We start from the raw sequence: 25,507 nt of genomic DNA, 5'->3' as shown, positions 1-25,507 counted from the left end.
CATGCGACGCCGTACGACCTCCGCGGTGGCCGGAGTCTTCGCGCTCGCGCTGCTCACCGGCTGCGGTGCCGCGGACATGACCAAGCAGGCCTCGCCGTACGCCAACGCCAAGGGGGCCCGGACGGTGAACCTGGCGGTGCAGTCCTGGGTGGGTTCCCTGGCCAACGTGGCCGTCGCCCAGCACCTGCTGGAGAACGAGCTCGGCTACCGCGTCGACATCGTCCAGGTCGACGAGGTGCCCGCCTGGGACGCGCTCAGCCAGGGCCGGGTCGACGCGATCCTGGAGGACTGGGGCCACCCCGAGCAGGAACAGCTGTACGTCGAGGACAAGAAGACGATCGCGCGCGGTGGCGACCTCGGGGTCACCGGGCACATCGGCTGGTTCATCCCGACGTACTTCGCCGAGCAGCATCCCGACCTGAAGAGCTGGAAGGACCTCAACAAGTACGCCGACCGGTTCCGCACCGCGGAGAGCGGCGGCAAGGGCCAGCTGATGGACGGCTCACCGGCCTACCTCACCCACGACAAGGCGCTGGTGAAGAACCTGGAGCTGGACTTCAAGGTGGTGTTCGCCGGCTCCGAGGCCGCGCTGCTCACCCAGATCAAGCAGTTCGCCAAGGAGAAGAAGCCCTTCCTCACCTACTGGAACACCCCCCACTGGCTGTTCGAGAAGGTGCCGATGACCGAGGTGATGCTGCCCCCGTACGAGGAGGGCTGCGACGCCGACCCGGCGAAGGTCGCCTGCGCCTACCCGACCGCCCCGCTGCAGAAGTACCTCAACGCGGACTTCGCGGGGGACGGCGGCGAGGCGGCGGACTTCCTGAAGAAGTTCGAATGGTCGACGGAGGACCAGAACGAGGTCGCCCTGATGATCGCCGACCAGAAGCTGACACCTCAGGAGGCGGCGGAGAAGTGGGTGGACGGCCACGAGTCCACCTGGAAGAAGTGGATGTCCTGACGGCCTGTCCGGTCCGGGCACGACGCGTGGCCCCGAGCCCACCGGGCACGGTGGGCTCGGGGCCACGCCCTGGACGCCTTGTGCAGAGCCTTTTCGTGAGGCTCTCGGTGGCGCACCAAGCGCGCACAGGGGATCAAAAGCCGTGAAACAAGGGGGGAGCGAGGCCGGCATCGGGGGTCTCGCGGACACGTCGGGCGGGCGGCGCCTAGGCTGTCCGCCGCGAGCCGGGGAGCAGGGGCCCGGCGGCTGGTGCACGCGGTACAAGGGGGAGTCGGAGACATGGCGGAGACAAGGCGACGGCTGCGGTCCGGCACGGTGATGCTCGGCGGCGTGAGCCTCCTCGCGGCAGCCCTGTCCGCGTGCAGTTCGGATCCGGACCGCCGCTGCGTGGACCGGAACAGCTACGACTACCCCGACGGCTACAAGATCGTCGCCGACAAGAACTGCACGACCTCCGGTTCCGTGGGCAAGGGCACGTCCACCGGGTCGAAGCGGGTCGACGCCGACTGGTACTACGACGCGGACGTCAGCAGCGGCCGGGCCCACGACGGCACCTTCAGCCGGAGCGGGGCCGTCGAGCGGGGCGGCTTCGGCTCCTCCGGCAGCGGCGGCGGCTGAACACCCCGGCGAACGAAGGAACGAAGGACCCGCCCGTGGAACGCCGCACCATCGAGCCCCGCCCCGGCTGGCAGCAGACCGTCGAGGAACAAGGGCTCATCTACCCCCTCACCCTTCCCCAGGCCCTCGAGTCCGCCCGGGCGGCGGGGATGCCCGTCCCCGACGACGCCTGGGTGCCCTACTGGGACGAGAGCGCCTACTACGTCTTCGGCCTGGACGAGGTCGAGGCGCTGGAGGAGGTCGTCGAGGAACTGCACCGCATGTGCCTCGCGGCCGCCGAACACATCGTCACCGCCGGCCGCTTCGCCGACCTCGGCATCACCGACCCGCGGGTCGTCGAAGCGGTCACCGAGGCCTGGCACCGGCGCGCCGAACTCCCCTCCGTCTACGGCCGCTTCGATCTCCGCTACGACGGAACCGGACCCGCGAAGCTCCTGGAGTACAACGCCGACACCCCCACCTCCCTCGTGGAGGCGGCCTCGCCGCAGTGGTTCTGGATGGAGGAGCGCTTCCCCGGCGCCGACCAGTGGAACTCGCTGCACGAACGTCTCGTCGAGGCCTGGAGGAAACAGGCCGCCCTCCTCCCGCCGGGCAGCCCCCTGCACTTCGCCCACTCCTCGGCCGACGAGATCGGTGAGGACCTCATGACCGTCGCCTACCTCAAGGAGACCGCCGAACAGGCGGGTCTCGACACCGAGTGGCTCTCCATGGAGGAGATCGGCTGGGACCGGCTCTCCGGCCGCTTCGTGGACAAGAGCCTCCGGTTCATCCGCAGCATCTTCAAGCTGTACCCCTGGGAGTGGCTCACCACCGACCGCTTCGCCGACCACGTCCTCGACACCCTCGACAACGGCGGTGGCACCGGCAGCACCCTGTGGATCGAGCCGGCCTGGAAGATGCTGCTGAGCAACAAGGCCCTGCTGGCGATCCTCTGGGAGCTCTACCCGGACCACCCCAACCTCCTTCCGGCCCACCTCGACGGCCCGCGCGACCTGGCGTCGGGCCCCGGCTACGTGGCCAAGCCGCTGCTCGGCCGCGAGGGCGCCGGTGTGACGATCCACCAGCCGGGCAGCGCCCCCGTCGTCCGCGACGAGCCCTGCTGCTACCAGCAACTCGCCCCGCTGCCGGACTTCGACGGCAACCACGTCGTCCTCGGCGCCTGGACCGTCGGGGACGAGTCCGCCGGCCTCGGCATCCGCGAGTCCTCGGGCCTCATCACCGACGAGTACGCCCGCTTTCTGCCCCACGTGATCCTCTAGCGCCTCGGCAGGCGACGTTCGCCCCGTCGCGACCCCCGGCACGCTCCCCCGAGTTCTCGGCTCCTCCCCCGAGTTCTCGGCTCCGCTCGAACAGGGGGGACCCCCATGAACAGGGGGGACCCCCATGAGCAGGGGGGACCCCCATGAGCAGGGGGACCCCCATGAGCAGGGGGACCCCCATGAGCAGGGGGACCCCCATGAGCAGGGGGACCCCCATGGCGCCGCTCCTTGACGGGCAAACGCCGCCTGCCGAGGCACTGGCGCACCGAAGGGACGCGGGAAGGTGCCGATACGCGACTCCGTCGCGCGAGCGCGGTCGGCCACGGCGAACCCGCGAACGGCAACCGGCAGCCGCCGGGCGGACGCTCCCGCTCGCATGGCGGACGCCTCGCCACGGCACTTCGTGCCGCCCGGTAGGCTGACCGAGGGCCGTGACTGGCGTGCTGGGATGGGACCGACCATCGGGGAGCGGCCCCCGGATCACCCCTGGGTGCCCGGTACGAGTGCCGTGCGCCTGGGCCATGCCGTGAACGCCGAACGCCACGTCCGGAGGTCCTCATGTCCGCCGAGCCCCTCTCCACCGCTTCCACCGCCTTCCGCTCCGCCCTCGACGTGATCCGCGCCGTCGAGCCGCGCGTCGCCGACGCCATCGGCCAGGAGATCGCCGACCAGCGCGAGATGCTCAAGCTGATCGCCTCCGAGAACTACGCCTCCCCGGCCACCCTCCTGGCGATGGGCAACTGGTTCAGCGACAAGTACGCCGAGGGCACCGTCGGCCGCCGCTTCTACGCCGGCTGCCGCAACGTCGACACCGTCGAGTCGCTGGCCGCCGAGCACGCCAGGGAACTGTTCGGCGCCCGCCACGCCTACGTCCAGCCGCACTCGGGCATCGACGCCAACCTGGTCGCCTTCTGGGCCGTGCTCGCCCAGCGTGTCGAGGTGCCCGCCCTGGAGAAGGCCGGCGTCCGCCAGGTCAACGACCTCTCCGAGGCCGACTGGGCCGAACTGCGCCGCGCCTTCGGCAACCAGCGCATGCTCGGCATGTCCCTGGACGCCGGCGGCCACCTCACCCATGGCTTCCGCCCGAACATCTCGGGAAAGATGTTCGACCAGCGTTCCTACGGAACCGACCCGGCCACCGGCCTCCTCGACTACGAGGCGCTGCGCGCCTCCGCCCGCGAGTTCAAGCCGCTGATCATCGTCGCCGGCTACTCCGCCTACCCCCGTCTGGTGAACTTCCGGATCATGCGCGAGATCGCCGACGAGGTCGGCGCCACGCTCATGGTCGACATGGCCCACTTCGCCGGTCTCGTCGCCGGCAAGGTCCTCACCGGCGACTTCGACCCGGTCCCGCACGCCCAGATCGTCACCACCACCACCCACAAGTCGCTGCGCGGCCCGCGCGGCGGCATGGTCCTGTGCGACGACTCGCTCAAGGACCAGGTCGACCGCGGCTGCCCGATGGTCCTGGGCGGTCCGCTCCCGCACGTCATGGCCGCCAAGGCGGTCGCCCTGGCGGAGGCACGGCAGCCCTCCTTCCAGGACTACGCCCAGCGCGTCGTGGACAACTCCCGCGCCCTCGCCGACGGCCTGATGCGCCGCGGCGCCACCCTGGTCACCGGCGGCAGCGACAACCACCTCAACCTGATCGACGTCGCCACCTCCTACGGCCTCACCGGCCGCCAGGCCGAGGCCGCCCTGCTCGAGTCGGGCATCGTCACCAACCGCAACAGCATCCCGGCCGACCCCAACGGCGCCTGGTACACCTCCGGCATCCGCATCGGCACCCCCGCACTGACCACGCGCGGTCTGGGCACCCCCGAGATGGACGAGGTCGCCGCCCTCATCGACCGCGTGCTGACCACCGCGGAGCCCGGCACCACCAAGTCCGGCGCCCCGTCCAAGGCCGCCCACGTCCTCGACGCGAAGACCGCCGACGAGATCTCCCGCCGCGCCACCGACCTGGTGGCCGGCTTCCCGCTGTACCCGGAGATCGACCTCGGCTGAGGAGTTCCTTCTCGAGGTGTCCCACGGCGGTCCGGCCATGTGTCGGGCCGCCGTGCGCCGTCGTCAGGCGTCCAGCAGTTCCTGCCTCGGTCCCGGATCCTCCCGGTCCTCCCGCCGGCGGATCAGCGGCAACCGCGTCACGTACGGGCGCAGCACCAGGGCCAGCGCCGCTCCGGCCGCCAGGCCCGGTATCGCCCACCACCAATCGGTGCCGTCGTCCGTCGCCGGTGCGGCGCGGGTTTCGGAGGCTGGCGCAGTCGCATCCTGGTCCGCCCCGGGGCCGGCCTGCTCCGTCCCCGCCCCGGCCTGCTCCGTCTGCCACGGTGCCGGGTAGTTGTCGGGGGCCGATCCCGTGCCTGTCGTCTTGCCCATCACGCCCAGGTCGAACAGGAACTTGTGCACATCCGACGGGTGCTCGGCGCGGTGCCAGAGGCCGTTCGGCGATTCCGCGAGGTCCCCCGCCGTGTGTATCCACACGTCTTGGCCCATGTCCGCCAGGAAGACCCGGTCCACGCGCCACGGCGTCACGTCGTGCACCATCCACGTCACATTGATCAGCCGGGCCGAGGCCGAGGCCGCCTCCGGCGGCATTTCACGGGTGCCCCTGCCGACGGGGCCGAGCAGTCGCTCCAGCATGCCGTACGCCTTGTCGGAGTTGTACAGCGATGCCGTTTCCCCGCTCCCCGGAGAGACCACCAGCACGCTCGTCGGCCCCCCGGCGGAGGCGGGCGACGCTCCCCACAGCATCAGGGCCAGTGCTGCCGCCAACGCGCCCACGCCCGCCGTCAGTTGTCGAATACTGCCCTTCCATCCGCGCATCCGGACCCCCACTCGGCCGGTCGATCCCCGTGCGGCCCGCCCACGGGCCGCCTGTCACTTCTGGTACACCGCCCGAGCCGCCGGGGTTCCCAGCCGGCCCCCGCGCATTCCGCGACTTCGGGAGGCGGCCCGGCTACCGGCCCGCCTCCTCGACCGCCTCCGCGATCTCCAGCGCCCGCGCCTTCGACCCCACCCCTTCCAGCCGCAGCGTCACACTGTCTCCGGCCGCCCCCTCACCGTCCACCCCACCCCCGTGGGCCCACAACAGGGTCGGCCCCGCCGTGCGCTCCGCCCGGGTGAACCGGTGACCGTCCGTGTCCACCATCCAGAAGCTCAGCAGATGAGCCCGCGGGAGCCAATAGGCCGACCCCGGGACCCCATCCTCATCGTCCTCCCCGCCCAGCGGCAGCCACTCCGGCTGCTCGCGCACGGTCTTGGTGAAGGTGATGTCCAGGCGGGCCGGGAACTCGTCCAGCCGGATCGTCCGCCCCTCCTCCCGCCAGCACAGGCTCACCAGGAACCGCCCCCGCGGCAGCCCGCTCACCGTCACCGCGTCCGGGACGCCCAGCGTCTTGGGCACCAGCGGCGTGAACCCCGCCCGCCGCTCCGCCTCACCGAGCGACATCGAGCGCCCGCAGCCCCGCACCTCCGCACCCGGTGAGGGAACCGCCGACGGGTCGTACCGCACCTCGACCCCGCCGAAGCCGAACCAGTCGGTCATCGCCGCCCGCACCGGAGACGTCAGCGCCAGCACCGTCAGCAGCCCGCACACCGCCGCGACCAACGACCGCCATCGCGCCCGCGTCCAGCGCCGCGCCGCCCGCAGCCGCTCCCCGGCACCCGTCGGCTCGGCCGCCGGAACCGGCACCTGCTCGGCGAGTATCTGCCCCAGCACCCGCTCGACCATCGACTCGGACTCCGCAGCCCCACCCGGCCCGTCCAAGGACCGGCCGAAGGCCCGCAACTCCTCCCGCAGGCGCTCGGCCTCACCGTCGTACCGCTCACTCACGCCGTCTCACCCCCTTCCCGGGGCCGGAAGTCGGGCAGCAGGCGCTCCAGCTTGCGCAGGGCGCGGTTCAGGCGGGACTTCACCGTGCCCCGGGGCCAGCCCAGGGCCTGTGCGGTCTCCCGCTCGTCCATCTCCAGCAGATAGCGGTAGGTGACGACCAGTCGGTGCTCCTCGCTCAGCTTCTCCAGGGCGGCCGCCAGCGCCCCGCGGCGCTCCGTCTCCAGCGTCGCCACCGCCGGATCGGCCGACTCCGGTATCACCGGTCGTGCTTCCGCGAACGCCGCCTCACGGTCGGCGAGGGTGTTCCGGCGCACCGCCGCACGTACTGTGTTCCTCGTCTCATTGGCCACGATCGACAGCAGCCACGGCCGGAACGCCATGCCGTCCCGGAACCGGCCCAGCGCGCAGTACGCCTTCACAAAGGCCTGCTGCACCACGTCCTCCGCGTCCGCCCCCGCCCCGAGCGCGGCGGCCGCCCTGAGCGCGATGCCCGTATGGGCCCGCACCAGCTCCGCGTACGCCTCCGGCTCCCCGGCGCGTACGCGTGCGATCACCGCAGCCTCATCGACGATGCGGCCCCCCTCCCGCGTCCTCACACTCTTGTTACACCCCCGGACGCGGATCGGTTCCCACCTGTTTCCGGTCGGTTCCGACCGCCCCCCGCGGCCTGAGAGAATGGTGAGCATGGCTTCTCCGCGCGTGCTCTCCGGTATCCAGCCGACCTCCGGCTCGTTCCACCTCGGCAACTACCTCGGTGCCGTCCGCCAGTGGGTCGACATGCAGAACACCCACGACGCGTTCTACATGGTCGTCGACCTGCACGCGATCACGGTCCCGCAGGACCCGAGGCAACTGCGGGAGAACACCCGTGTCGCCGCCGCCCAGCTCCTCGCGGCCGGCCTCGATCCGGAGCGCTGCACGTTGTTCGTCCAGAGCCACGTCCCCGAGCACGCGCAGCTCGGCTGGCTGATGAACTGCATCACCGGCTTCGGCGAGGCCTCCCGGATGACCCAGTTCAAGGACAAGTCCGCCAAGCAGGGCAGCGACCGTGCCACCGTCGGCCTGTTCACGTACCCGATGCTGATGGTCGCCGACATCCTGCTCTACCAGGCCGACCAGGTCCCGGTCGGTGAGGACCAGCGCCAGCACCTGGAGCTGACCCGCGACCTCGCGGACCGCTTCAACCAGACCTACGGCGACACCTTCACCGTCCCGAGCGCGTACATCCTCAAGGAGACGGCGAAGATCTACGACCTTCAGGACCCGACCGCCAAGATGAGCAAGTCGGCGGCCACCCAGAAGGGTCTGATCAACCTGCTCGACGAGCCGAAGGCCACCGCGAAGAAGGTCAGGAGCGCGGTCACGGACACCGACACGGTGATCCGTTTCGACCGCGAGCACAAGCCCGGTGTCAGCAACCTCCTGACGATCTACTCGACCCTCACCGGAGCGGGGATCGGCGAATTGGAGGAGCGGTACGCCGGCAAGGGCTACGGTGCGCTGAAGACGGACCTCGCGGAGATCATGGTCGAGTTCGTGACTCCCTTCAAGGAGCGCACCCAGCAGTACCTGGACGACCCCGAGACGCTCGACTCGATCCTGGCCAAGGGCGCGGAGAAGGCGCGTGCCGTCGCCGCGGAGACCCTCGCCCGGGCCTACGACCGGGTGGGCTTCCTGAGCGTCAAGCACTGAACGGACCGGGTCGCCGGCCGTGCTGAACGCGACCCGGGCACCGATCCGTACCACCGGGCGAGCGCCGTACATCACGTCGGCTGCGCCTGCCCGGGACGGGGCCGTGGTCGTACAGTCGGGTAGAGGGTGACCGCTTCGGCGGTCACCAGGTGCTCAGCGGAATCACCATCACAACGAAGGAGACGACGTGGGGACCGTAACGATCGGTGTGTCGATCGCGGTCCCGGAGCCCCACGGCAGCCGGCTTCAGCAGCTGCGCGCGGGCTTCGGCGACGCCGCTGCTCACGGTATCCCCACGCATGTCACCCTGCTGCCGCCGACGGAGGTCGACGGGGGCGACCTGACGGCCGTCGAGGCGCATCTGAGCGAGGTCGCCGCGACCGGTCGGCCGTTCCCCATGCGGCTGTCGGGCACCGGCACCTTCCGGCCGCTGTCGCCGGTCGTGTTCGTCCGGATCGTGGAGGGCGCCGAGGCCTGCACCTGGCTGCAGAGGCAGGTCCGCGACGCGTCCGGTCCCGTCGCCCGTGAGCTGCAGTTCCCGTACCACCCGCACGTCACCGTGGCGCACGGGATCGACGAGGCGGCGATGGACCGCGCCTTCGAGGAACTCGCCGACTACGAGGCGCACTGGCCCTGCACCGGCTTCGCGCTCTACGAACAGGGCGCCGACGCGGTGTGGCGCAAGCTGCGGCAGTTCCCGTTCGGCTCGCTGGTGGTGCCGCCGCAGGCCGGGCGCGCGGACCACGGCTCCGTCTCCGCGCGCTGACAGGGGTTCCGGCCCGGCGGGACGGGGGCAGAGGCGGTTCATGGACTGGCTGAAGAAGATCCCGGTCGTCGGCCCGTGGGCGGTACGGCTGATGCGCACGCACGCGTGGCGGTCGTACGAGCGGATGGACCGCGTGCACTGGACGCGGCTGGCCGCCGCGATGACGTTCACCAGCTTCGTCGCGCTGTTCCCGCTGCTCACGGTCGCCGCCGCGATCGGCGTCGCCACGCTCGGCCAGGAGCAGCAGGACACCCTCCAGGAGAAGATCACCCAGCAGGTGCCCGGCATCTCCGACCAGCTGGACCTCGGGGGCCTGGTGGAGAACGCCGGCACCGTGGGCCTCATCGCCGGTGCCGTCCTGCTGTTCACCGGCATCAGCTGGGCCGGATCCATGCGCGAGTGCCTGCGCGCGGTGTGGGAGCTGCCCGACGAGGAGGAGAACCCCGCCCTGCGCAAGGCCAAGGACGCGGGCATCCTCATCGGGCTCGGCGGCGCGGTCCTGATCACCCTGGGCGCGTCCGCCGTCGCCTCCGCGATGGTCGGCAGGATCAGCAGGGGCATCGGGCTGGAGGAGGGCGGCTGGGGCGGGATCGTGCTGCACGTCGCGGCCTTCGCCGTCGCCGTGGGCGCCGACTTCCTGCTCCTGCTGTACGTCCTGACCCTGCTGCCCGGCGTCGAACCCGCCCGCCGCCGTCTGGTGGTGGCCGCGCTCACCGGAGCGGTCGGTTTCGAACTGCTGAAACTGCTGCTCAGCGGCTACATACAGGGGGTGGCCGCGAAGAGCATGTACGGCGCGTTCGGCGTCCCGGTGGCCCTGCTGCTGTGGATCAACTTCACCGCGAAACTGGTCCTGTTCTGCGCCGCCTGGACCGCGACGACGCAGAACGAGGGGACCGGGCTCACGGACGCGAGCGGCGGCGCACCAGATCCGGCAGTGGCCAACGGCGGTTGACCAGGAACACCCCGCCCGCGAGCAGCACCAGCGCCCCGCCCGTGACGGCGAGCGCGGTTCCCATGCCGTCGGTGCCGCCCCCGGCCGGGGCGCTCGCCACCGGCTCGGCGCCCGCGGCGCCGGGCGTGGCGTCACCGGCGCCGCCCGCCTCGCCGGGGGAGGCGGAGGCATCCGCCTGGGCGCCCGCCCGCACGGCGCTCTTCGGCGGCACCAGCTCACCCACCGGATCGACCTTGCCGGCCGCCTTGAAACCCCAGTCGAAGAGCTTCGCGGTCTCCTTGTAGACCGCGTTGCGCACGTCCTCCTGCGGGTTCATCACGGTGACGAGCAGCACGGTGCCGTCCTGCTCGGCGACCCCGGTGAAGGTCGCACCCGCGTTGGTGGTGTTGCCGTTCTTCACTCCCGCGATGCCCTCGTAGACGGGCACGTCGGAGTCGCCGGACAGCAGCCGGTTGGTGTTCTGGATCTCGAAGGACTTGCGGACCTCCTTGCCCTTCTTGTTCTTCTTCGTCTCGCCCGGGAAGTCGGCGCGGACCGTCGAGGCGTACTCCCGGAAGTCCTTCTTCTGCAGCCCGGAACGGGCTATCAGCGTCAGGTCGTACGCGGACGACACCTGGCCCTCGGCGTCGTAGCCGTCCGGGCTCACCGCGTACGTGTCGAGGGCCTGGAGCTCCTCGGCGTGCTCGTTCATCTCCTGGACGGTGGACTCGACGCCCCCGTTCATGGCGGACAGCACCCGCACGGCGTCGTTGCCGGAGCGAAGGAAGACGCCGAGCCACAGGTCGTGGACGGTGTAGGTCTCCTCCTCCTTGATCCCGACCATGCTGGAGCCGGGACCGATACCGGCGAGGTCGGAGGGGGCGACCTTGTGCTCGGCGGATCCGGGCCACTTCGGCAGCAGCGTGTCGGCGAACAGCATCTTCAGGGTGCTCGCCGGGGCCAGCCGCCAGTGCGCGTTGTGCGCGGCGAGCACCTCGCCGGACTCGGCGTCGGCGACGATCCAGGAACGGGCCGACAGTTCCTTCGGCAGCACCGGTACCCCGCTCGCGAGGTTGACCTGCGTTCCCGGCTGCCCGAGCCGGGCGCCGCCCACCGACGACATGGTCGCCGGGGGAGTGGCCGAAGGACTGCTCGAAGGGCTCGGCGCCGCGAGTGCGACGGGAGTGGTCAGCGCGGTGGACAACAGAATGGCGGAAGTGACCAGCAGCGATCGCCGGATGGAGTTTTTGGGTGCGAGCACGGACGGAAACGTACATGCCCTGCCCATGGAAGTCCCCTTCCCGTCCCCACCCCGCGAACGGAACCGGACACCGTCCGGCGATACTGGATCCATGCCGTGCCCGTCCGGGGGAAAACCCCCGGCCCCCTGGCCGACTCCGGGTGCCCGGCGTTGCGATGAAAGGTTCGATCTGGTGAAGCTCAGCCGCCCCGTCTCCTGGTTCCTGCTCGCCTTCGGGGTGTGGAGCTGGATCATCTGGATCACTTTCGTCAAGAACCTGGTCAAGGACGGCAGCGGGCTCGCGTTCGACGACGGCGAGCCGACGGCGTACTTCTGGGTCCATCTGCTGCTGGCCGTCGTCTCCTTCGTATTGGGGACGGTCGTCGGAGCCATCGGGTTGCGTGGTCTGCGCGCACTGAGCCGGACGTCACGCGCGTCGTAACGGAAAACTGGGGAACACCGCACCGTGCCCATCGTCTTCGTGCTCGTCGCACTGCTGGTCCTCGCCGTTCTGGTGACGGGCAACTGGTACATGTGGCGCCGTCTGTTCCGCGACACGACCCGGGGGCCGGGCGCCGTGCGCCGCTGGGGCGTCCTGGTGTTCGCCGGAGGCTGGGCGCTGACCTTCGCGGCCTTCTTCGCCACGCGCAGCGGTGCCCCGTTCTGGCTCAAGCAGGTCCTGGCCTGGCCGGGTTACCTCTGGCTGGCCCTGTGCCTCTACCTGCTGCTGGGGGTGCTCGCGGGTGAGGTCGTACGCCCGGTACTGCGCCTGGCCCTGGAGCGCCGGGCGGCGCGGCGGACGCCACCGGCGCACGGGGAACCGGCGCCGATACCCGCGGGGGCGACGGCCGCCGCACCGGGAGCGGCGCAGTCGGCGGGCCCGGACACCCCTGCTCCCGGCGCCGACCCCGCCCCTTCCGTCCCTCCCGCCCCTTCTTCTCCTTCTTCGGGCCCTGCCGGCCCCTCCCGTCGTCTCTTCGTCTCCCGGGTGGTCGCCGGGGCCGCCGCCGCGGCGGCCGTCGGGACGGTCGGGTACGGCACGCACGGCGTGGTGCGCGGACCGCGGGTGAAGCGGGTCACCGTGCCGCTCGCCAAGCTGCCCCGCGCGGCGCACGGTTACCGGATCGCGGTGGTCAGCGACATCCACCTGGGACCCGTTCTCGGCCGGGGCTTCGCGCAGAAGGTCGTCGACACGATCAACTCGACCCAGCCCGACCTGATCGCCGTCGTCGGCGATCTGGTGGACGGCAACGTGAAGGAACTCGGCCCGGCCGCGGCCCCCCTGGCGCAGCTGACGGCGCGGCACGGCTCCTTCTTCGTCACCGGGAACCACGAGTACTTCTCCGGTGCCGAGGAGTGGGTCGAGGAGGTGCGCCGGCTCGGTCTGCGTCCCCTGGAGAACGCCCGCACGGAACTTCCGCACTTCGACCTCGCCGGGGTGAACGACCTGGCCGGTGAGAACCACGGCCAGGGCCCCGACTACGCGCGGGCGCTCGGCGACCGGGACCGGGCACGCGCGTGCGTGCTCCTCGCCCACCAGCCGGTGATGGTCCACGAGGCCGTCGACCACGGCGTCGACCTCCAGCTCTCCGGCCACACCCACGGCGGCCAGCTCTGGCCCGCCGGCTACCTCGCCGCCGCCGCCAACCCGACCCTCGCGGGCCTGGACCGGTACGGCGACACCCAGCTGTACGTCAGCCGCGGCGCCGGTGCCTGGGGCCCGCCGACCCGGATCGGCGCGCCGTCGGACATCACGGTGATCGAACTGGCGTCGAAGCAGACCTGACGGCGGTCCCGTGCGCCTGCGCGCGGGGCGTGGTCAGCCGAGCGGTGCGGGGCGGCCGTGCTCGGCGGATGCCGTGCCGCGGGGTTTCGCCGGGTCGGGCAGGGCTCCGGTCAGGCCCGGCAGGAAGTCCGTGAACAGCTCGTGGACCTCGCGGACCAGGGGGCGCAGCACGCGGAAACGGGCCAGGGCGACACCCCGCGCGGTGATGCGGGCGCCGCGCTCGGCGAGGCGGTGACTGCGCTCGCGGTCCTCGGTGCGGTCGAAGACCCAGTACAGGACGAGGCCCATCTGGGCCAGCCACATCAACTCGGGCAGCACCTCCCGCAGTTCCGGTGCGACCTTGGCCCCCGACCCGGCCAGCACCTCCTGGTGGACACCGATCGCCAGCACGCGCGCGTGCTCCGACTCGGGGGAGAAGGGGCTGAGCGGGCTGTCCGGGTCGGCGGCGTTCTTGAAGAACTGCACCGCGAACTCGTGATACGGCGTGGCGATGTCCAGCCACGCCTTCAGCACGCCCGCGAGCCGGGCCTCCAGCTCGGTCTCCCGGTCCAGGATCTCCCGCACCACCTGCCGGTGCTCGGCGGCGATCCGGTCGTAGAACCCCTGGATCAGGTGTTCCTTGCCCTCGAAGTAGTAGTACGCGTTGCCGACGGAGACCCCGGCCTCCGTGGCGATGGCCCGCATGGTCGTCCTGTCGTACCCGCGCTCCTGGAACAGCCGCATGGCCGTCTCCAGGATCAGGGCGCGGGTCTGCTCGGACTTGCTGGGTGCGGCGCCGTCGCCGGGGCCGTCGTTCTTCGCGGGCACGGGAGGAGAGCCTAACCGGACGCCGGCGGTGACCCTGAGCCGGCTGGAGGAGTTCCGCGCTCCTCAGTCGCCCGTTTGGGGCTGCCCGGCCCGGAGGATCTCGGTCACGTCCAGGGTGACCTTGGCGCCGATGGAGTCGGGGAGGGTGACCTGCCGGCCGGGGGAGTGGAAGCGGTGGGTGGCGTACTCGTTCCCGACCGGATCGGTCAGGACGTGGAGGCGTTGGTGCTTGCGGTCGACGACCACGTACACGGGAACCTTGGCCTCGGCGTAAGCGGCTACCTCGGTCTTCAGATCGTTCTTCCAGTTGCTGGAGGTGACCTCCAGGACGAGGCGGAAGCAGACTGGTTCGTAGGAGTTGTTCTCGACGAGGTGGTCGTCGAGGTCGGCGTCCACCACCGCCAGGTCCGGGATGGAATAGTCCTCGGTGTCGTTGGGCAGCCAGAGGCCGATGCCCTGGAGTACTTCGGTCTCGCCGTCGTCAAGGCCCGCCGCGATGAACGGGCGCATGAGTTTGGTCAGGGCTCGGGCGTGCGGGGCCGTCCGGTGGCGGGGTCACGAGGAGCCGGCCTCCGATGATCTCGACGCGGTAGCCCGGATTGCGGTCCATGAGACGGTTCGCCTCCGCGATCAGCGAAGCTCGTCGTGGGGCCGCTCGACGGATGCTGCGGACATCACGTGCCTCCCAGGGGCTGGTGTCGAGACCGTCATCGTAGGGCGGACGACGCCCTCACGTCCGTTGCAGCCACGTTCACCCGATGGTGTGGCATATGCCAGAGGGTCCCGTTCCCACTGGGAACGGGACCCTCGGTGACCGGGGCGGACGGCCGTCAGAAGCGGCGCGTGATGAGCGCCCGCTTCACCTCCGCGATCGCCTTGGTGACCTCGATGCCGCGCGGGCACGCGTCCGTGCAGTTGAAGGTCGTCCGGCAGCGCCAGACGCCGTCACGGTCGTTGAGGATCTCCAGGCGCTGCTCGCCGGCCTCGTCACGCGAGTCGAAGATGAAACGGTGCGCGTTGACGATCGCGGCCGGACCGAAGTACTGGCCGTCGTTCCAGAAGACCGGGCACGAGGACGTGCAGGCGGCGCACAGGATGCACTTCGTCGTGTCGTCGAAGCGCTCGCGGTCCTCGGCGGACTGCAGCCGCTCACGCGTCGGCTCGTTGGTCTCCTTCGTGATCAGGAAGGGCATCACGTCCCGGTACGCCTGGAAGAACGGCTCCATGTCCACGACCAGGTCCTTGAGGACCGTGAGGCCCTTGATGGGCTCGACCGTGATCGGCTTCTCGGGGTTGAGGTCCTTGATCAGCGTCTTGCACGCCAGGCGGTTGGTGCCGTTGATCCGCATGGCGTCGGAGCCGCAGATGCCGTGGGCGCAGGAACGGCGGAAGGTCAGGGTGCCGTCCAGGTCCCACTTGATCTTGTGCAGCGCGTCGAGGACACGCTCCTTGGGGTCGATCTCCAGCTGGAAGTCTTCCCAGGTCGCCTCGTCGGAGACCTCCGGGTTGAAACGGCGGACCCGGACGGTGACGGTGATGTAGGGGGAGTCGGCGAAACCGGGCTCGGGCGATCCGGCCGCGTCCGCCTTGTCCAGAACAGGGGTAGCCATCAGTACTTACGCTCCATCGGCTGGTAGCGGGTCTGGACGACCGGCTTGTAGTCGAGACGGATGGACTCGGTGCCGTCGTCGCCCACCTCGCGGTACGCCATGGTGTGGCGCATGAAGTTGACGTCGTCGCGGTTCGGGTAGTCCTCGCGGTAGTGACCGCCGCGGGACTCCTTGCGGGCCAGCGCGGAGACGGCCATGACCTCGGCCAGCTCGAGCAGGTTGCCCAGCTCGATGGCCTCCAGCAGGTCGGTGTTGAACCGCTTGCCCTTGTCCTGGATGGCGACGTTCTTGTAGCGCTCGCGCAGCTCCCCGATCTTCTCGACCGCCGTCTTGATCGTCTGCTCGGTGCGGAACACCATGACGTTGGCGTCCATGGTCTCCTGCAGCTCGCGGCGGATCTCGGCCACCCGCTCGGTGCCGGTGGAGGACCGCAGCCGCTCGATCTGCTCGGTGACGAACGACTCCGGGTTCTCCGGCAGCTCGACGAAGTCGGTCGTGTGCGCGTACTCGGCCGCCGCGATGCCCGCCCGCTTGCCGAACACGTTGATGTCCAGCAGCGAGTTGGTGCCCAGGCGGTTGGCGCCGTGCACCGACACGCACGCGACCTCGCCGGCCGCGTACAGGCCCGGCACGACGGTGGTGTTGTCCGCCAGGACCTCGCCCTGGACGTTCGTCGGGATGCCGCCCATGGCGTAGTGCGCGGTCGGCTGGATCGGGATCGGGTCCGTGTACGGCTCGATGCCCAGGTAGGTGCGCGCGAACTCCGTGATGTCGGGCAGCTTGGCGTCCAGCTGCTCCGGCGGGAGGTGGGTCAGGTCCAGGTAGACGTGGTCGCCCTCGGGACCGCAGCCGCGGCCCTCGCGGATCTCCGTGTAGATGGACCGGGACACGACGTCACGGGAGGCGAGGTCCTTCATGACCGGCGCGTACTTCTCCATGAAGCGCTCGCCGTCCTTGTTGCGCAGGATGCCGCCCTCACCGCGGGCGCCCTCCGTCAGCAGGATGCCCATGCGCCAGATGCCGGTCGGGTGGAACTGGAAGAACTCCATGTCCTCCAGCGGCAGCCCGCGCCGGTACACGGCCGCCTGGCCGTCACCGGTCAGGGTGTGCGCGTTGGACGTCACCCTGAAGAACTTGCCGTTGCCGCCGGAGGCGTAGATCACGGACTTCGCCTGGAAGACGTGGATCTCGCCGGTGGCCAGCTCGTACGCCACCACACCGGCCGACCTCTTGACGCCGTCGACCTCGGTGATCAGCTGGTCCAGGACGTAGAACTCGTTGAAGAACTCCACGCCCTCCTTGACGCAGTTCTGGTACAGCGTCTGGAGGATCATGTGACCGGTGCGGTCGGCCGCGTAGCAGGAACGGCGGACCGGGGCCTCGCCGTGGTTGCGGCTGTGGCCGCCGAAGCGGCGCTGGTCGATGGTGCCGTCCGGGGTGCGGTTGAACGGCAGGCCCATCTTCTCCAGGTCGAGGACGGAGTCGATGGCCTCCTTCGCCAGGATCTCGGCGGCGTCCTGGTCGACCAGGTAGTCACCGCCCTTGACCGTGTCGAAGGTGTGCCACTCCCAGTTGTCCTCCTCCACGTTGGCCAGCGCGGCGGCCATGCCGCCCTGCGCGGCGCCCGTGTGGGAGCGGGTGGGGTAGAGCTTGGTCAGGACGGCGGTGCGGCTGCGCTTGGTCGACTCGATGGCCGCGCGCATGCCCGCGCCGCCGGCGCCGACGATGACGGTGTCGTACTTGTGGATCTTCATGTTTCTCGCAACCCCGTGCCTAGCGGATGTTCGGGTCGAAGGTGAAGATCACCAGCGTGCCCAGCAGGATGGTGAACACCGTGGCGGTGTAGAGCAGGCCCTTGAGCCACAGCCGGGTGTTCGCGCGTTCCGCGTAGTCGTTGATGACCGTGCGCAGGCCGTTCGCTCCGTGCAGCATCGCGAGCCACAGCATCAGCAGGTCCCAGACCTGCCAGAACGGCGAGGCCCAGCGGCCCGCCACGAAGGCGAAGCCGATCTTGGAGACGCCGCCGTCCAGGACGAGCTGGATCAGCAGGTGCCCGATGACCAGGACGACCAGGACGACGCCGGACAGGCGCATGAACAGCCAGGCGGCCATCTCGAAGTTGCCCCGGGTGCTCTTCGGGGTCTTCTTGGTGCGCGCGCGGGGCGGCTCGATGAAGGGAGCCGGGTTGTCGACCGAGTAGAGCGAGGCGCCCTCGACGGGGCCGATGCCCGAAGCGGTGGATTCAGACGTGGACATTGGCGTCAGCTCCCGAACAGTTCACGAGCGGCGTGGCCGAGCACGGGGTAGATCGCCCCGAGCATCAGCACGACCCACACTGCGACGACGGTCCAGAGCATCTGCTTCTGGTACCGGGCGCCCTGGATCCAGAAGTCGACGGCGATGACACGCAGGCCGTTGAGCGCGTGGAAGAGGATGGCGGCCACGAGGCCGTACTCCAGCAGCGCGACGATCGGCGTCTTGTACGTGGCCACGACGGTGTCGTAGGCCTCCGGGGACACCCGCACGAGGGCGGTGTCCAACACGTGAACGAACAGGAAGAAGAAGATGAGGACGCCGGTGACTCGGTGAGCCACCCAGGACCACATTCCTTCCCGGCCGCGGTACAGCGTTCCAGCCGGCACGGAAATTTCCTCCGGGAGCGGGGGTCGGGGCCGCGCCGGCTTTCTCCGTGTCGGTCGGGCCCGGCCGGGTACGGTCCACCGGCCCCCAGCATCGTAGCCACGTGTCGCCGTGAGGCGGACAGGGGCCCTGCCGCTGTGATCGAACTGGCACGCTTACGGGCTAGAGAGGCGGCTTCCGGGACGGAATGTCCGGTGATGTTCCGGGGAGGGTGCCGGCGGGGCGGCTGCCGCGGCCTGTCAGCGGTCCCCGCCCGAGAGGAGGGCGGTCAGGCGGCCCCGTGCCAGGCGCCGGAGTTCCTCCCCCGCGACCAGACGCTCCTCCTCCGGATCGTTGGCCAATCGTGACCGGATGCCTTCGAGTACGTGGTCCAGGACCTCGTCCGGTTTCAGGTCGTCGACATAGATGACGAACGGGTGCCCGAACCGGCTCTCGTAGGCCGCGTTGGCGGCGTCCAGCGCCGTGTGGGCGGCGGAGTACGCGTCCTCCGGGAGGCCGGGGAGGGCCTCCGCGGTCAGGGCCGCGAGGCGCTCCGCGCGGGGCAGGTCGTAGGCCGCCTCGTCCGCTGCCGCCAGGAGGGAGTCCAGGTCCGGGTACGGGCGGTGGGTCGCGACGCGCACCGCCCAGCCGGGGCTGTGCAGACAGGCCAGGAGGGCGCGCTCGGCGTCCTCGGCGGACGCGGCGTTGAAGCGCTCCAGCGGGGACGGGGCGCCGCCGGGAGTGTCGGTCGAGCCGGGCGTGTCGGGCGTGGGTGCGCCGCGCGACTGTCCGGGTATGGCGACACGGCCGGGGCGATGCGGAAGACGGTGCACAGGCAGCGTGGGTCCTCGGGGGTGTCACGGGTGTGTCGGTGGGTGGGCGTGCCGGTGGGCGAGGTGGCGGGGTGACGAGGCGGTGAGGGATCAGGTAGTGGATGGTGCGAGAGTTGTGTCGTCACGTTATCGAGTGAGTCCATGACGTGTCCGATCGATATCCGAAATTCACCCGGACGGGAGAGTTTCGGAACAGCCCGTCGAGGCCCTTCACCTGTACGAGTCGTAGGTTGGCCGTGTGAGTCAGCACAGGCAGGGCAGTCGTCGGGCACGTCGGGCAGCGGTTCGGAAGAAGAAGCAGCGGCGGATGCTGGTCGTGTCCCTGGCCGCGGGCACGGTGGTCGCTGCGTCCGGGGTGGGCCTCGGGCTCTGGGCGACCTCGGACGACGCCGGTTCCGCCGCCTCCCGGTCCGAGGACTCCGCGGGCTCGCCGCCGGAACCGAGCCCCACCCGCTCCTACCCCCTGTCCCAGGCGCCCCGGACCATACCCGCCGTCCGCGACCACAGCGCCGAGCGCGGCCCCGGCTGGCGTCCCGAGCGTGGTCACCGGGTGGTCGTCGGCGATCCGGCGCTGGCCGACGAGGGCCGCCTCATAGCCGGTGAGCTGGGCCTGACGTACGCGGGGAAGAAGGACGACGAGCGCGCCGGGGACCTGCGTCTGGTGCTGAACAAGGACAAGGGCGCGAACCCCGAGTCGTACACCATGACCGTGCGGGGCGGCCGGGTGACCGTCAGCGCTCCCGCCGAGGCGGGCGTCTTCTACGGCACCCGCACCCTCAAGCAGCAGATACGCGGCGCCGAGACCGCCCCCGAGGGCGTCGTGCGCGACGAGCCCGCCAAGCAGCGGCGCGGGATGATGCTGGACGTCGCGCGCAAGCATTTCACCGCCGACTGGATCGAGGACCGGGTCCGCGAGCTCGGCGACCTGAAGTTCAACGAGCTGGGTCTGCACTTCTCCGACGACCAGGGCTTCCGCATCGAGTCCGACTCGCACCCGGAGATCGTGTCCGCCCAGCACCTGACCAAGGCGCAGGTCAAGCGGATCGTCGACCTCGCGGCGAGCCGGCACATCACCGTCGTGCCCGAGATCGACTCGCCCGGCCACCTCGGCGCGGTCATCGCCGCCCACCCCGACCTCCAGCTGCGCAACGTGAACGGCGGCGTGGTGCGCGGCGCGATCGACATCTCCAAGAGCGCGTCCGCCGAGATCGTCGACGACCTGCTGAACGAGTACGCCGGGCTCTTCCCCGGCGGGCAGTGGCACCTCGGCGCCGACGAGTACCAGGCGCTGGTGGTCTCCGACCCGGAGGCCTCGTTCCCGAACCTGGCCGCCGCCGCGCGGGAGAAGTACGGCTCCGGCGCCACCGTCGCGGACCTGGCCACCGGCTGGCTCAACGACCGGGCCGACACCGTCCGCGCCCACGACCGCACGCCCCGCGCCTGGAACGACGGATTCTTCAAGGGCGGCTCGGTGCGGGCCGCCAAGGACATCCAGGTCGCCTACTGGACCGGCAAGGAGATCGGGGCCCGCCAGCCGGCGGAGTACCTGAGTGAGGGCCGCGACGTCATCAACTACAACGACGAGTTCCTCTACTACGTGCTCGGGGAGCCGCAGACCTTCGTCTACCCGACGGGCGAGCGGATCTACGAGCAGTGGACGCCGCTGGTGCTGCGCGGCACCACCGCGGTGCCCGCCAAGTACGACGGACAGATCCTCGGCGGGTCCTTCGCCGTCTGGTGCGACCTGGCGAACTCCCAGACCCAGGAGCAGGTCGCGGCCGGGATTCGGATGCCGCTGCGGGCGACGGTGCAGAAACTCTGGCACCCGGGCGGTGAACCGGAACTGTCCTGGGCGGAGTTCCGGGCCCTGGCGGACAAGCTGGACTGAGCCGGCGGTTGCGACAAGGTCACGAACGGACGGATTGCGGCGTATTCCTGCGAACCCCCGTGCGACTGTGGTGGTCTTCTGTCGAGCCGAGACCGACACGGGGGGAATACCGGCACATGGGCTACTGGGGGTATTTCGTCGTGGGCCGCGGGGAGTGGCCGCTCGCCGAACTGGACGCGCTGGCCGGCGCCCGGGGCATGACCCTGCGCACGTCGGCACCGGGCGGCTGGCAGATCTGGGAGTACCCGAGCGGCGACGGCGGCATCGGGAACATGAACGACCTCGCCGGACAGACGGGCGCGCCCGCGCTGTTCGGCTACGTGATGGACAGCGCCTGCGTGGTGGTGGAGGCGGCGGCGCCGGAGAGCGGCGCGTGGACGACCTGCCTGGCACGCGCCGCGACGGCGGGCTACCTCGGCGCGGGAACGGGCGGCGGGGAGCAGGACGGGGTGGAGCGGGAGGGGCTCACGCTGGAGGACTACTTCCTCGAGCCCCGGGACGCCGCGGACCGTGCCGTCGAATGGGCCGCCGAGGCCGGCCACACCGCGTCCGCCGAGGCGCTGGTTGAGGTCCTGACCGCCGAGCCCGGCCCCGGGACCGTGGCTGAAAACCTCTTCTTCCGCTTACTCGACCGGCTCGGAGTGGTGCCTCTGTGACACTCCCGGGCCGTCGCACGCAGTAAGGGGAAATGCGGCCTCCGCCCCGTGAGGTCCGTGAAAGTGGCCTTGTCAGGGGCCTGCGAAGACCCGCTGAGGGAGACGTGGATGAGTCTGGTGGAACTGATCGCGCAGGCGGACGAGCGCGGGCTGGCCGTGAGCGGGTTGGCTTGTTTGGATCGGTGCGTACCGCTGTTGGGCGGCGACGACGAGACGCTGCGCCCCCTGTGGGCGAGCCTCGCCGAGGACGCCGCCGCCGACGACTGGACGCAGCGGCTGGAGCAGACGCGGGGCAAGCTCGACGGGGCCGCCGACGGTGACGCCGTGGCGCTCGCGCACCGGATGCTCGCCACCGCCCCCGCCGGGCGCTCCGCCCCCGCACTGCGGGAGTGGGCCCACGCCTGCTCCGTCGCCGCGCTGCGGATCCACCGGATCCTGGACGGCGCCGATCCCGCCGAGGCCGCCACGGACACGGTCGACGCACCCCGCGAAGGCCGTACCGAGGGCATGTCGCCGCTCGTCGCCGCCGAGCTGCGCCGCCAGATCACGGTCCTGGAGGTGCTGGCCGGCCACGGCCCGGCCGGACTGCGCCGCGCGCTCGAGGTGTCGACGGAGGGCCGCCGCGTACTGGTCGCCGCACTGTCCCGCCGGAGCCGCAGAGACGGCTGACCGCCGGGCACCGGCGACCGGCAGGCATCGACGACCGGCAGGCATCGACGACCGGCAGGCATCGACGACCGGCAGGGACGGTCGTTCCGGGTCAGGGCAGGAGCCACTTCACCACGGCCTCCTGCTGCCGTGCCGTGTGCGTGTAGAACGTGGTCAGGTCGCGGTGGGCCGCCGCGAAGGCGTCGCGCGCCTGCGGCTCCACGTCCGGGCCGCCGTAGCGCGGAAGGATCCGGTCACGGGCCCGTCGCCACAGCATGTCGAAGTCGGCGGTCTTCAGGAAGCCGGCGACGCGGCCGGCCTGGGCCGAGGTCAGCAGCAGGAAGGGCGGCCGGTCCGGGCCGGGCGGGGTGACCGGACGGCCGCCGAGGACCACGTGGGCGGGCGGGCCGTCCGGGGTGTGCCGCGGGGCCGCACCGGTGTAGAGGAACTCCTGGTCGAGATACCCCTTGTCCAGGATCTCCTCGCGATGCCGGCCGATGCGTTCGCGCACGGCCTCCCAGTCGTCCTCGAACAACCGCAGCAGCCAGGCGGGGCTGTTGCGCAGGGCCGGGGGCGGTACGGCGCGCAGGTGGAAGTACGTACTCATCGAAGACAGGAGCGCAGCAGACCCCCGATCCGTCACCCCCGTGTCGACGATCCCGCCCGAACGAGCACGTTCTGTGAGCGCGGTGCGGCGGCCCCGGGGCGGTTCTGCGCCGGTCGCGGGACGGGACGGAACCGCGGTGACGAATCCGTCGGCCCGGGCGCTCTACTGAGTGTGACGACTGCGACGACTGTGACGACACGGCAGGAGACCAGGCCTTCGGCCGCGACCAAGCCCGCGCGGTGGGCGGCGGACATCGTGACGGCGATGCGTGAAGGGGCACGGCTGCGACTCGACTACTCGGCGCGCAGTCTGTGGAGCGTCGACCGCACGATCGAGGACATACGCCAAGAGGCGGCCCCGTACGCCGCCGTGGAGACGGTACTGCGCGGATTCGGCGCCTATGCCGGTGAGGTGATCGTGCGTCAGACCGGCGGAGAGTGGTGGGCCTCGGGCGGCGACCACTGGGTCCGCACCCCCGACGGCCGCTTCTGGGACCCCGTGGACGAGGCCCGCCGCTGCTACACGGGTGACGGATCACTGCGCCTGCTGTGCCGGGACGCGTCGCGGCCGTGACGCGCGGCGCCGCGCACGCGCCACGGCCGGGGTTCCGCGTCCCGCACGGGACCCCGGCCATGGTGTGCGGATACGGCGCCGGGCCGGTCCGTGGGCCCTCGGTCCCTCGCGACTGGAGGGCCGTACGGGGCGGTTGACGAGCTGTGACACTTTCGTGGCGCCGAGCGCTGATGACCGTGGGGCGGGCCACGACCCGATGTGCCGCACCAAGCGGTCGCCCCACGAACTCGGTACGGACGAGGACGGTTCTTGGGCAAGGGAGGGAAACCCCGCCGCGCGAAGGCGCACGACGGGGAGCTGGGCGCGGCTGTCGCGCGGGCCCAGGACGGGGACGAGGCCGCCTTCGCCATGGCCTACCGGCTCGTCCAGCCCGGACTGCTCGGGTATGTGCGCGGGCTGGTCGGTGACGACGCCGAGGACGTGACGTCGGACGCCTGGCTGGAGATAGCCCGCGACCTGGGCGGGTTCAAGGGCGACGGAGCGGGGTTCCGGGGCTGGACGGCGACCATCGCCCGGCACCGGGCGCTGGACCACCTGCGCCGGCAACGGGTGCGGCCCCGCCCCTCGGCGCTGGAACAGGACGTGCTGGAGCTCCCCGGCCGGCAGAGCACGTACGAGATGGCGCTGGAGGCCATTTCCACGGAGCACGCCCTGGCGCTGGTCGCGGGACTGCCCCGGGACCAGGCCGAGGCCGTACTGCTGCGGGTGGTCGTGGGCCTCGACGGCCCCGCCGCCGCCCGCGTCCTCGGAAAGCGTCCGGGCGCGGTACGGACGGCCGCGTACCGGGGTCTGAAACGCCTGGCCGCGCAACTGGGTGTCGAAAGTGTGACGGATGAGGCCTCCCGGACGCTGGGTGAGTCGAAGTGACCCGTGACCGGGGCGCGTGACGACGGACGGGGGCGGTGCCCCGCTCGGACCGGCCGGCCCCGGGGACCCGCGGCCTCCGGCCCGCCGAGCGGTCTGAACAGGTCGGACGCGCGGAACGTATGCGTCGGTCGGGCCGTACCGCCCGAGTGAGCGGGGCGCGCGGGCCGTGTGGACCGGCCGTGCCGGGCGGGGCCGGGAGTGAACCGAGTGGATCGACCAGGGACGGAAACGGACATGGGTGAGCGGAGGAACGACGGCGCGCCGTCCGGCCGTCGGCGTGGGCACCCCGAGGGCGCGTCGCAGGGCCACCGCCCGGCCGGACAGGGCCGCCCCGGCTCCGGTCCGCACGCTGTCCGCGGCACCGCGGGCCTCGAGGCGCTGCTCGTCCGGGCGCTGGTCCGGGACGGTGTCGACGACGGGGCCGAGCAGCGGGCCGTGGCCGCGTTCCGGGAGGCGCGGGAGACGGGCGCGCATCGCACCGGCGCCCTCACCCGGGGCCGGGACGACTGGCGGCCGCGGGAGCGGCGCCCCGGCCGCTTCTCGGTGAAGGTCACCCTCTCCGTGCTGATCGCCGGTCTCGGCCTGGGCGGGGTCGCCGCCGCCGGGATCGGCGCGGCCGGCTCGACGGTGGACGGCCCCGGGGACGACGGGAAACGGGGCCGCACCTCGGCTTCGGCCGGCACCTCGGCTCCGTCCAGTACCTCGGCTCCGTCCAGCGCCTCGGCGTCCGGGGGTCCGTCCGCCGACCGGTCCGCCGGCGCCGGTGCGGACTCCCGGCCCGGTTCCGACTCCGCCGCGCCGGAGCGCCCCGCCCGGGCCCGGGACGTCGAGGCCCACTGTCGGGCGTACGAGCGGGTCGAAGGGCGCGGCAAGGCGCTGGAGTCGGTCGCCTGGCAGCGGCTCATCGAGGCGGCGGGCGGCGCGGCGAACGTCGACGCGTACTGCGCCGAGCGGTTGCGGTCGGCGACGGGTGAGGCGAAACCCGGCGGCACCGGTGCGCCGGCCGACAGGACCGGTGGCGCGGGCGGGGCGGCCGGAAACAGCTCCTCCGGCACCGGCGCTTCGGGCAACGGCGCGGGCAACGGTGCAGGTAACAACGCGAGCAACGGCGCGAGCGGCAGCCAGGGCAAACCTGCTCAGCCGGGTGGCGGGAAGAACCCGTAATCCCGTCCCGTCAGCCGCCAAGGCAACGGCCGAGGCCGCCACCCCCCACAGGAGAGGCCCCGGCCGTCGCGCGGCACGGGCCGCGCGGCGGCCCGTAACTCCTACAGCGCCATGCGTGCGTTTTCTGTCACACCGGACGGTCACAGGTCT

At 71.3% G+C, this 25,507-nt stretch carries 26 protein-coding genes, 1 pseudogene and 1 riboswitch; of the genes and pseudogenes, 15 read left to right on the top strand and 12 right to left on the bottom strand.

From position 1 onward, the window contains the following. Position 1 precedes the first annotated feature (1 nt). The 4 genes from AC6F7H_RS09245 (at position 2) to AC6F7H_RS09230 (ending at position 4,842) form a co-directional block, all read left to right on the top strand. Positions 2-958: an ABC transporter substrate-binding protein gene (locus AC6F7H_RS09245; RefSeq protein WP_500756451.1), complete on the top strand. Its 957-nt coding sequence runs from the start codon at positions 2-4 to the stop codon at positions 956-958. Positions 959-1,237: 279 nt separating this feature from the next. Then, positions 1,238-1,576, top strand: a complete 339-nt coding sequence (locus tag AC6F7H_RS09240) for a hypothetical protein (protein WP_500756450.1) — start codon at positions 1,238-1,240, stop codon at positions 1,574-1,576. Between the two features lie 35 nt (positions 1,577-1,611). Further along, entirely contained in the window at positions 1,612-2,835 is a 1,224-nt protein-coding gene (locus AC6F7H_RS09235; protein ID WP_500756448.1) for a glutathionylspermidine synthase family protein, read from the top strand. A 421-nt stretch (positions 2,836-3,256) separates the two neighbouring features. After that, positions 3,257-3,362: riboswitch (ZMP/ZTP riboswitch) on the top strand. Positions 3,363-3,393: 31 nt separating this feature from the next. Next, a complete protein-coding gene (locus tag AC6F7H_RS09230) occupies positions 3,394-4,842 on the top strand; it encodes a glycine hydroxymethyltransferase (protein ID WP_500756446.1) in 1,449 nt (482 codons plus the stop codon). A gap of 63 nt (positions 4,843-4,905) precedes the next feature. Here the strand turns inward: AC6F7H_RS09230 and AC6F7H_RS09225 are convergent, their stop codons facing one another. The 3 genes from AC6F7H_RS09225 to AC6F7H_RS09215 all read right to left on the bottom strand — a co-directional run bounded on the left by AC6F7H_RS09225 (position 4,906) and on the right by AC6F7H_RS09215 (position 7,224). Further along, positions 4,906-5,661: a hypothetical protein gene (locus AC6F7H_RS09225; RefSeq protein WP_500756445.1), complete on the bottom strand. Its 756-nt coding sequence runs from the start codon at positions 5,659-5,661 to the stop codon at positions 4,906-4,908. Positions 5,662-5,794: 133 nt separating this feature from the next. Next, complete coding sequence (locus AC6F7H_RS09220; RefSeq protein WP_500756443.1) at positions 5,795-6,670, bottom strand: hypothetical protein; 876 nt, start codon at positions 6,668-6,670, stop codon at positions 5,795-5,797. Then, positions 6,667-7,224 carry an RNA polymerase sigma factor gene (locus AC6F7H_RS09215; RefSeq protein WP_109377775.1) on the bottom strand — a complete coding sequence of 186 codons (558 nt, stop codon included), beginning with the start codon at positions 7,222-7,224 and terminating at the stop codon, positions 6,667-6,669. The genes AC6F7H_RS09220 and AC6F7H_RS09215 overlap by 4 nt, the downstream gene beginning before the upstream one ends. 124 nt (positions 7,225-7,348) lie before the next feature. Between AC6F7H_RS09215 and trpS the strand changes: the two genes are divergently transcribed. From trpS to AC6F7H_RS09200, 3 genes are all read left to right on the top strand, one after another. Continuing rightward, positions 7,349-8,362 (top strand): tryptophan--tRNA ligase, encoded by a 1,014-nt coding sequence (gene trpS, locus AC6F7H_RS09210; RefSeq protein WP_500761726.1) that lies wholly within the window; start codon positions 7,349-7,351, stop codon positions 8,360-8,362. Positions 8,363-8,549: 187 nt separating this feature from the next. Then, positions 8,550-9,128 carry a 2'-5' RNA ligase family protein gene (locus AC6F7H_RS09205; RefSeq protein WP_500756441.1) on the top strand — a complete coding sequence of 193 codons (579 nt, stop codon included), beginning with the start codon at positions 8,550-8,552 and terminating at the stop codon, positions 9,126-9,128. Between the two features lie 40 nt (positions 9,129-9,168). Beyond that, positions 9,169-10,080 (top strand): YihY/virulence factor BrkB family protein, encoded by a 912-nt coding sequence (locus AC6F7H_RS09200; protein ID WP_500756440.1) that lies wholly within the window; start codon positions 9,169-9,171, stop codon positions 10,078-10,080. On the opposite strand, the gene AC6F7H_RS09195 is transcribed toward AC6F7H_RS09200, so the two are convergent. Then, complete coding sequence (locus tag AC6F7H_RS09195) at positions 10,028-11,320, bottom strand: D-alanyl-D-alanine carboxypeptidase family protein (protein ID WP_500756438.1); 1,293 nt, start codon at positions 11,318-11,320, stop codon at positions 10,028-10,030. The two genes, AC6F7H_RS09200 and AC6F7H_RS09195, sit on opposite strands and share 53 nt — an antisense overlap. A 172-nt stretch (positions 11,321-11,492) precedes the next feature. On the opposite strand from AC6F7H_RS09195, the gene AC6F7H_RS09190 reads away from it, so the two are divergent. Continuing rightward, entirely contained in the window at positions 11,493-11,741 is a 249-nt protein-coding gene (locus tag AC6F7H_RS09190; RefSeq protein WP_500756437.1) for an SCO4848 family membrane protein, read from the top strand. 24 nt (positions 11,742-11,765) lie between these two features. Further along, complete coding sequence (locus AC6F7H_RS09185) at positions 11,766-13,085, top strand: metallophosphoesterase (RefSeq protein ID WP_500756435.1); 1,320 nt, start codon at positions 11,766-11,768, stop codon at positions 13,083-13,085. A gap of 33 nt (positions 13,086-13,118) precedes the next feature. Here the strand turns inward: AC6F7H_RS09185 and AC6F7H_RS09180 are convergent, their stop codons facing one another. The 7 genes and pseudogenes from AC6F7H_RS09180 to AC6F7H_RS09150 form a co-directional block, all read right to left on the bottom strand. Then, complete coding sequence (locus AC6F7H_RS09180; protein ID WP_500756434.1) at positions 13,119-13,892, bottom strand: TetR/AcrR family transcriptional regulator; 774 nt, start codon at positions 13,890-13,892, stop codon at positions 13,119-13,121. 63 nt (positions 13,893-13,955) lie between these two features. Continuing rightward, positions 13,956-14,567, bottom strand: a pseudogene (locus tag AC6F7H_RS09175) (Uma2 family endonuclease). A gap of 155 nt (positions 14,568-14,722) precedes the next feature. Then, positions 14,723-15,502 (bottom strand): succinate dehydrogenase iron-sulfur subunit, encoded by a 780-nt coding sequence (locus AC6F7H_RS09170; protein ID WP_500756432.1) that lies wholly within the window; start codon positions 15,500-15,502, stop codon positions 14,723-14,725. Continuing rightward, complete coding sequence (sdhA, locus tag AC6F7H_RS09165; protein WP_500756430.1) at positions 15,502-17,256, bottom strand: succinate dehydrogenase flavoprotein subunit; 1,755 nt, start codon at positions 17,254-17,256, stop codon at positions 15,502-15,504. The genes AC6F7H_RS09170 and sdhA overlap by 1 nt, the downstream gene beginning before the upstream one ends. A 19-nt stretch (positions 17,257-17,275) precedes the next feature. After that, positions 17,276-17,758, bottom strand: coding sequence for a succinate dehydrogenase hydrophobic membrane anchor subunit (locus AC6F7H_RS09160; protein WP_500756428.1), 483 nt, complete (start codon positions 17,756-17,758; stop codon positions 17,276-17,278). 5 nt (positions 17,759-17,763) lie between these two features. Next, positions 17,764-18,144 (bottom strand): succinate dehydrogenase, cytochrome b556 subunit, encoded by a 381-nt coding sequence (sdhC, locus tag AC6F7H_RS09155; protein WP_109377789.1) that lies wholly within the window; start codon positions 18,142-18,144, stop codon positions 17,764-17,766. A 237-nt stretch (positions 18,145-18,381) separates the two neighbouring features. Next, complete coding sequence (locus AC6F7H_RS09150; protein ID WP_500756426.1) at positions 18,382-18,954, bottom strand: 2-oxo-4-hydroxy-4-carboxy-5-ureidoimidazoline decarboxylase; 573 nt, start codon at positions 18,952-18,954, stop codon at positions 18,382-18,384. Positions 18,955-19,261: 307 nt separating this feature from the next. Here AC6F7H_RS09150 and AC6F7H_RS09145 point away from each other — a divergent pair, with 307 nt between their 5' ends. From AC6F7H_RS09145 to AC6F7H_RS09135, 3 genes are all read left to right on the top strand, one after another. Beyond that, positions 19,262-20,842, top strand: a complete 1,581-nt coding sequence (locus AC6F7H_RS09145; protein WP_500756424.1) for a beta-N-acetylhexosaminidase — start codon at positions 19,262-19,264, stop codon at positions 20,840-20,842. A gap of 116 nt (positions 20,843-20,958) precedes the next feature. Then, positions 20,959-21,498 carry a hypothetical protein gene (locus AC6F7H_RS09140; RefSeq protein ID WP_500756422.1) on the top strand — a complete coding sequence of 180 codons (540 nt, stop codon included), beginning with the start codon at positions 20,959-20,961 and terminating at the stop codon, positions 21,496-21,498. A 108-nt stretch (positions 21,499-21,606) separates the two neighbouring features. After that, complete coding sequence (locus AC6F7H_RS09135; RefSeq protein ID WP_500756421.1) at positions 21,607-22,167, top strand: hypothetical protein; 561 nt, start codon at positions 21,607-21,609, stop codon at positions 22,165-22,167. 91 nt (positions 22,168-22,258) lie between these two features. On the opposite strand, the gene AC6F7H_RS09130 is transcribed toward AC6F7H_RS09135, so the two are convergent. Then, positions 22,259-22,753: a DUF1877 family protein gene (locus tag AC6F7H_RS09130; RefSeq protein WP_500756419.1), complete on the bottom strand. Its 495-nt coding sequence runs from the start codon at positions 22,751-22,753 to the stop codon at positions 22,259-22,261. Between the two features lie 189 nt (positions 22,754-22,942). On the opposite strand from AC6F7H_RS09130, the gene AC6F7H_RS09125 reads away from it, so the two are divergent. From AC6F7H_RS09125 to AC6F7H_RS09115, 3 genes are all read left to right on the top strand, one after another. Continuing rightward, positions 22,943-23,326: a hypothetical protein gene (locus AC6F7H_RS09125; RefSeq protein ID WP_500756417.1), complete on the top strand. Its 384-nt coding sequence runs from the start codon at positions 22,943-22,945 to the stop codon at positions 23,324-23,326. 249 nt (positions 23,327-23,575) lie between these two features. Beyond that, positions 23,576-24,193, top strand: coding sequence for an RNA polymerase sigma factor (locus AC6F7H_RS09120; RefSeq protein ID WP_500756415.1), 618 nt, complete (start codon positions 23,576-23,578; stop codon positions 24,191-24,193). Positions 24,194-24,427: 234 nt separating this feature from the next. Then, positions 24,428-25,357, top strand: a complete 930-nt coding sequence (locus AC6F7H_RS09115) for a hypothetical protein (RefSeq protein WP_500756414.1) — start codon at positions 24,428-24,430, stop codon at positions 25,355-25,357. The last annotated feature ends 150 nt before the right edge of the window (positions 25,358-25,507 follow it).

Source organism: Streptomyces sp. MMS24-W38 (assembly GCF_059889265.1).
The sequence above is the reverse complement of the archived record's forward strand: the minus strand, read 5'-3'. Positions and strand labels throughout refer to the sequence as shown.

Bases quoted from the DNA above. Each gene is read 5' to 3' on its own strand.
- AC6F7H_RS09245 (WP_500756451.1), top strand. From the start codon at position 2: ATGCGACGCCGTACGACCTCCGCGGTGGCCGGAGTCTTCGCGCTCGCG.
- AC6F7H_RS09240 (WP_500756450.1), top strand. From the start codon at position 1,238: ATGGCGGAGACAAGGCGACGGCTGCGGTCCGGCACGGTGATGCTCGGC.
- AC6F7H_RS09230 (WP_500756446.1), top strand. From the start codon at position 3,394: ATGTCCGCCGAGCCCCTCTCCACCGCTTCCACCGCCTTCCGCTCCGCC.
- AC6F7H_RS09225 (WP_500756445.1), bottom strand. From the start codon at position 5,661: ATGCGCGGATGGAAGGGCAGTATTCGACAACTGACGGCGGGCGTGGGC.
- AC6F7H_RS09200 (WP_500756440.1), top strand. From the start codon at position 9,169: ATGGACTGGCTGAAGAAGATCCCGGTCGTCGGCCCGTGGGCGGTACGG.
- AC6F7H_RS09170 (WP_500756432.1), bottom strand. From the start codon at position 15,502: ATGGCTACCCCTGTTCTGGACAAGGCGGACGCGGCCGGATCGCCCGAG.
- sdhA (WP_500756430.1), bottom strand. From the start codon at position 17,256: ATGAAGATCCACAAGTACGACACCGTCATCGTCGGCGCCGGCGGCGCG.
- AC6F7H_RS09160 (WP_500756428.1), bottom strand. From the start codon at position 17,758: ATGTCCACGTCTGAATCCACCGCTTCGGGCATCGGCCCCGTCGAGGGC.
- AC6F7H_RS09145 (WP_500756424.1), top strand. From the start codon at position 19,262: ATGCTGGTCGTGTCCCTGGCCGCGGGCACGGTGGTCGCTGCGTCCGGG.
- AC6F7H_RS09140 (WP_500756422.1), top strand. From the start codon at position 20,959: ATGGGCTACTGGGGGTATTTCGTCGTGGGCCGCGGGGAGTGGCCGCTC.
- AC6F7H_RS09135 (WP_500756421.1), top strand. From the start codon at position 21,607: ATGAGTCTGGTGGAACTGATCGCGCAGGCGGACGAGCGCGGGCTGGCC.
- AC6F7H_RS09130 (WP_500756419.1), bottom strand. From the start codon at position 22,753: ATGAGTACGTACTTCCACCTGCGCGCCGTACCGCCCCCGGCCCTGCGC.
- AC6F7H_RS09115 (WP_500756414.1), top strand. From the start codon at position 24,428: ATGGGTGAGCGGAGGAACGACGGCGCGCCGTCCGGCCGTCGGCGTGGG.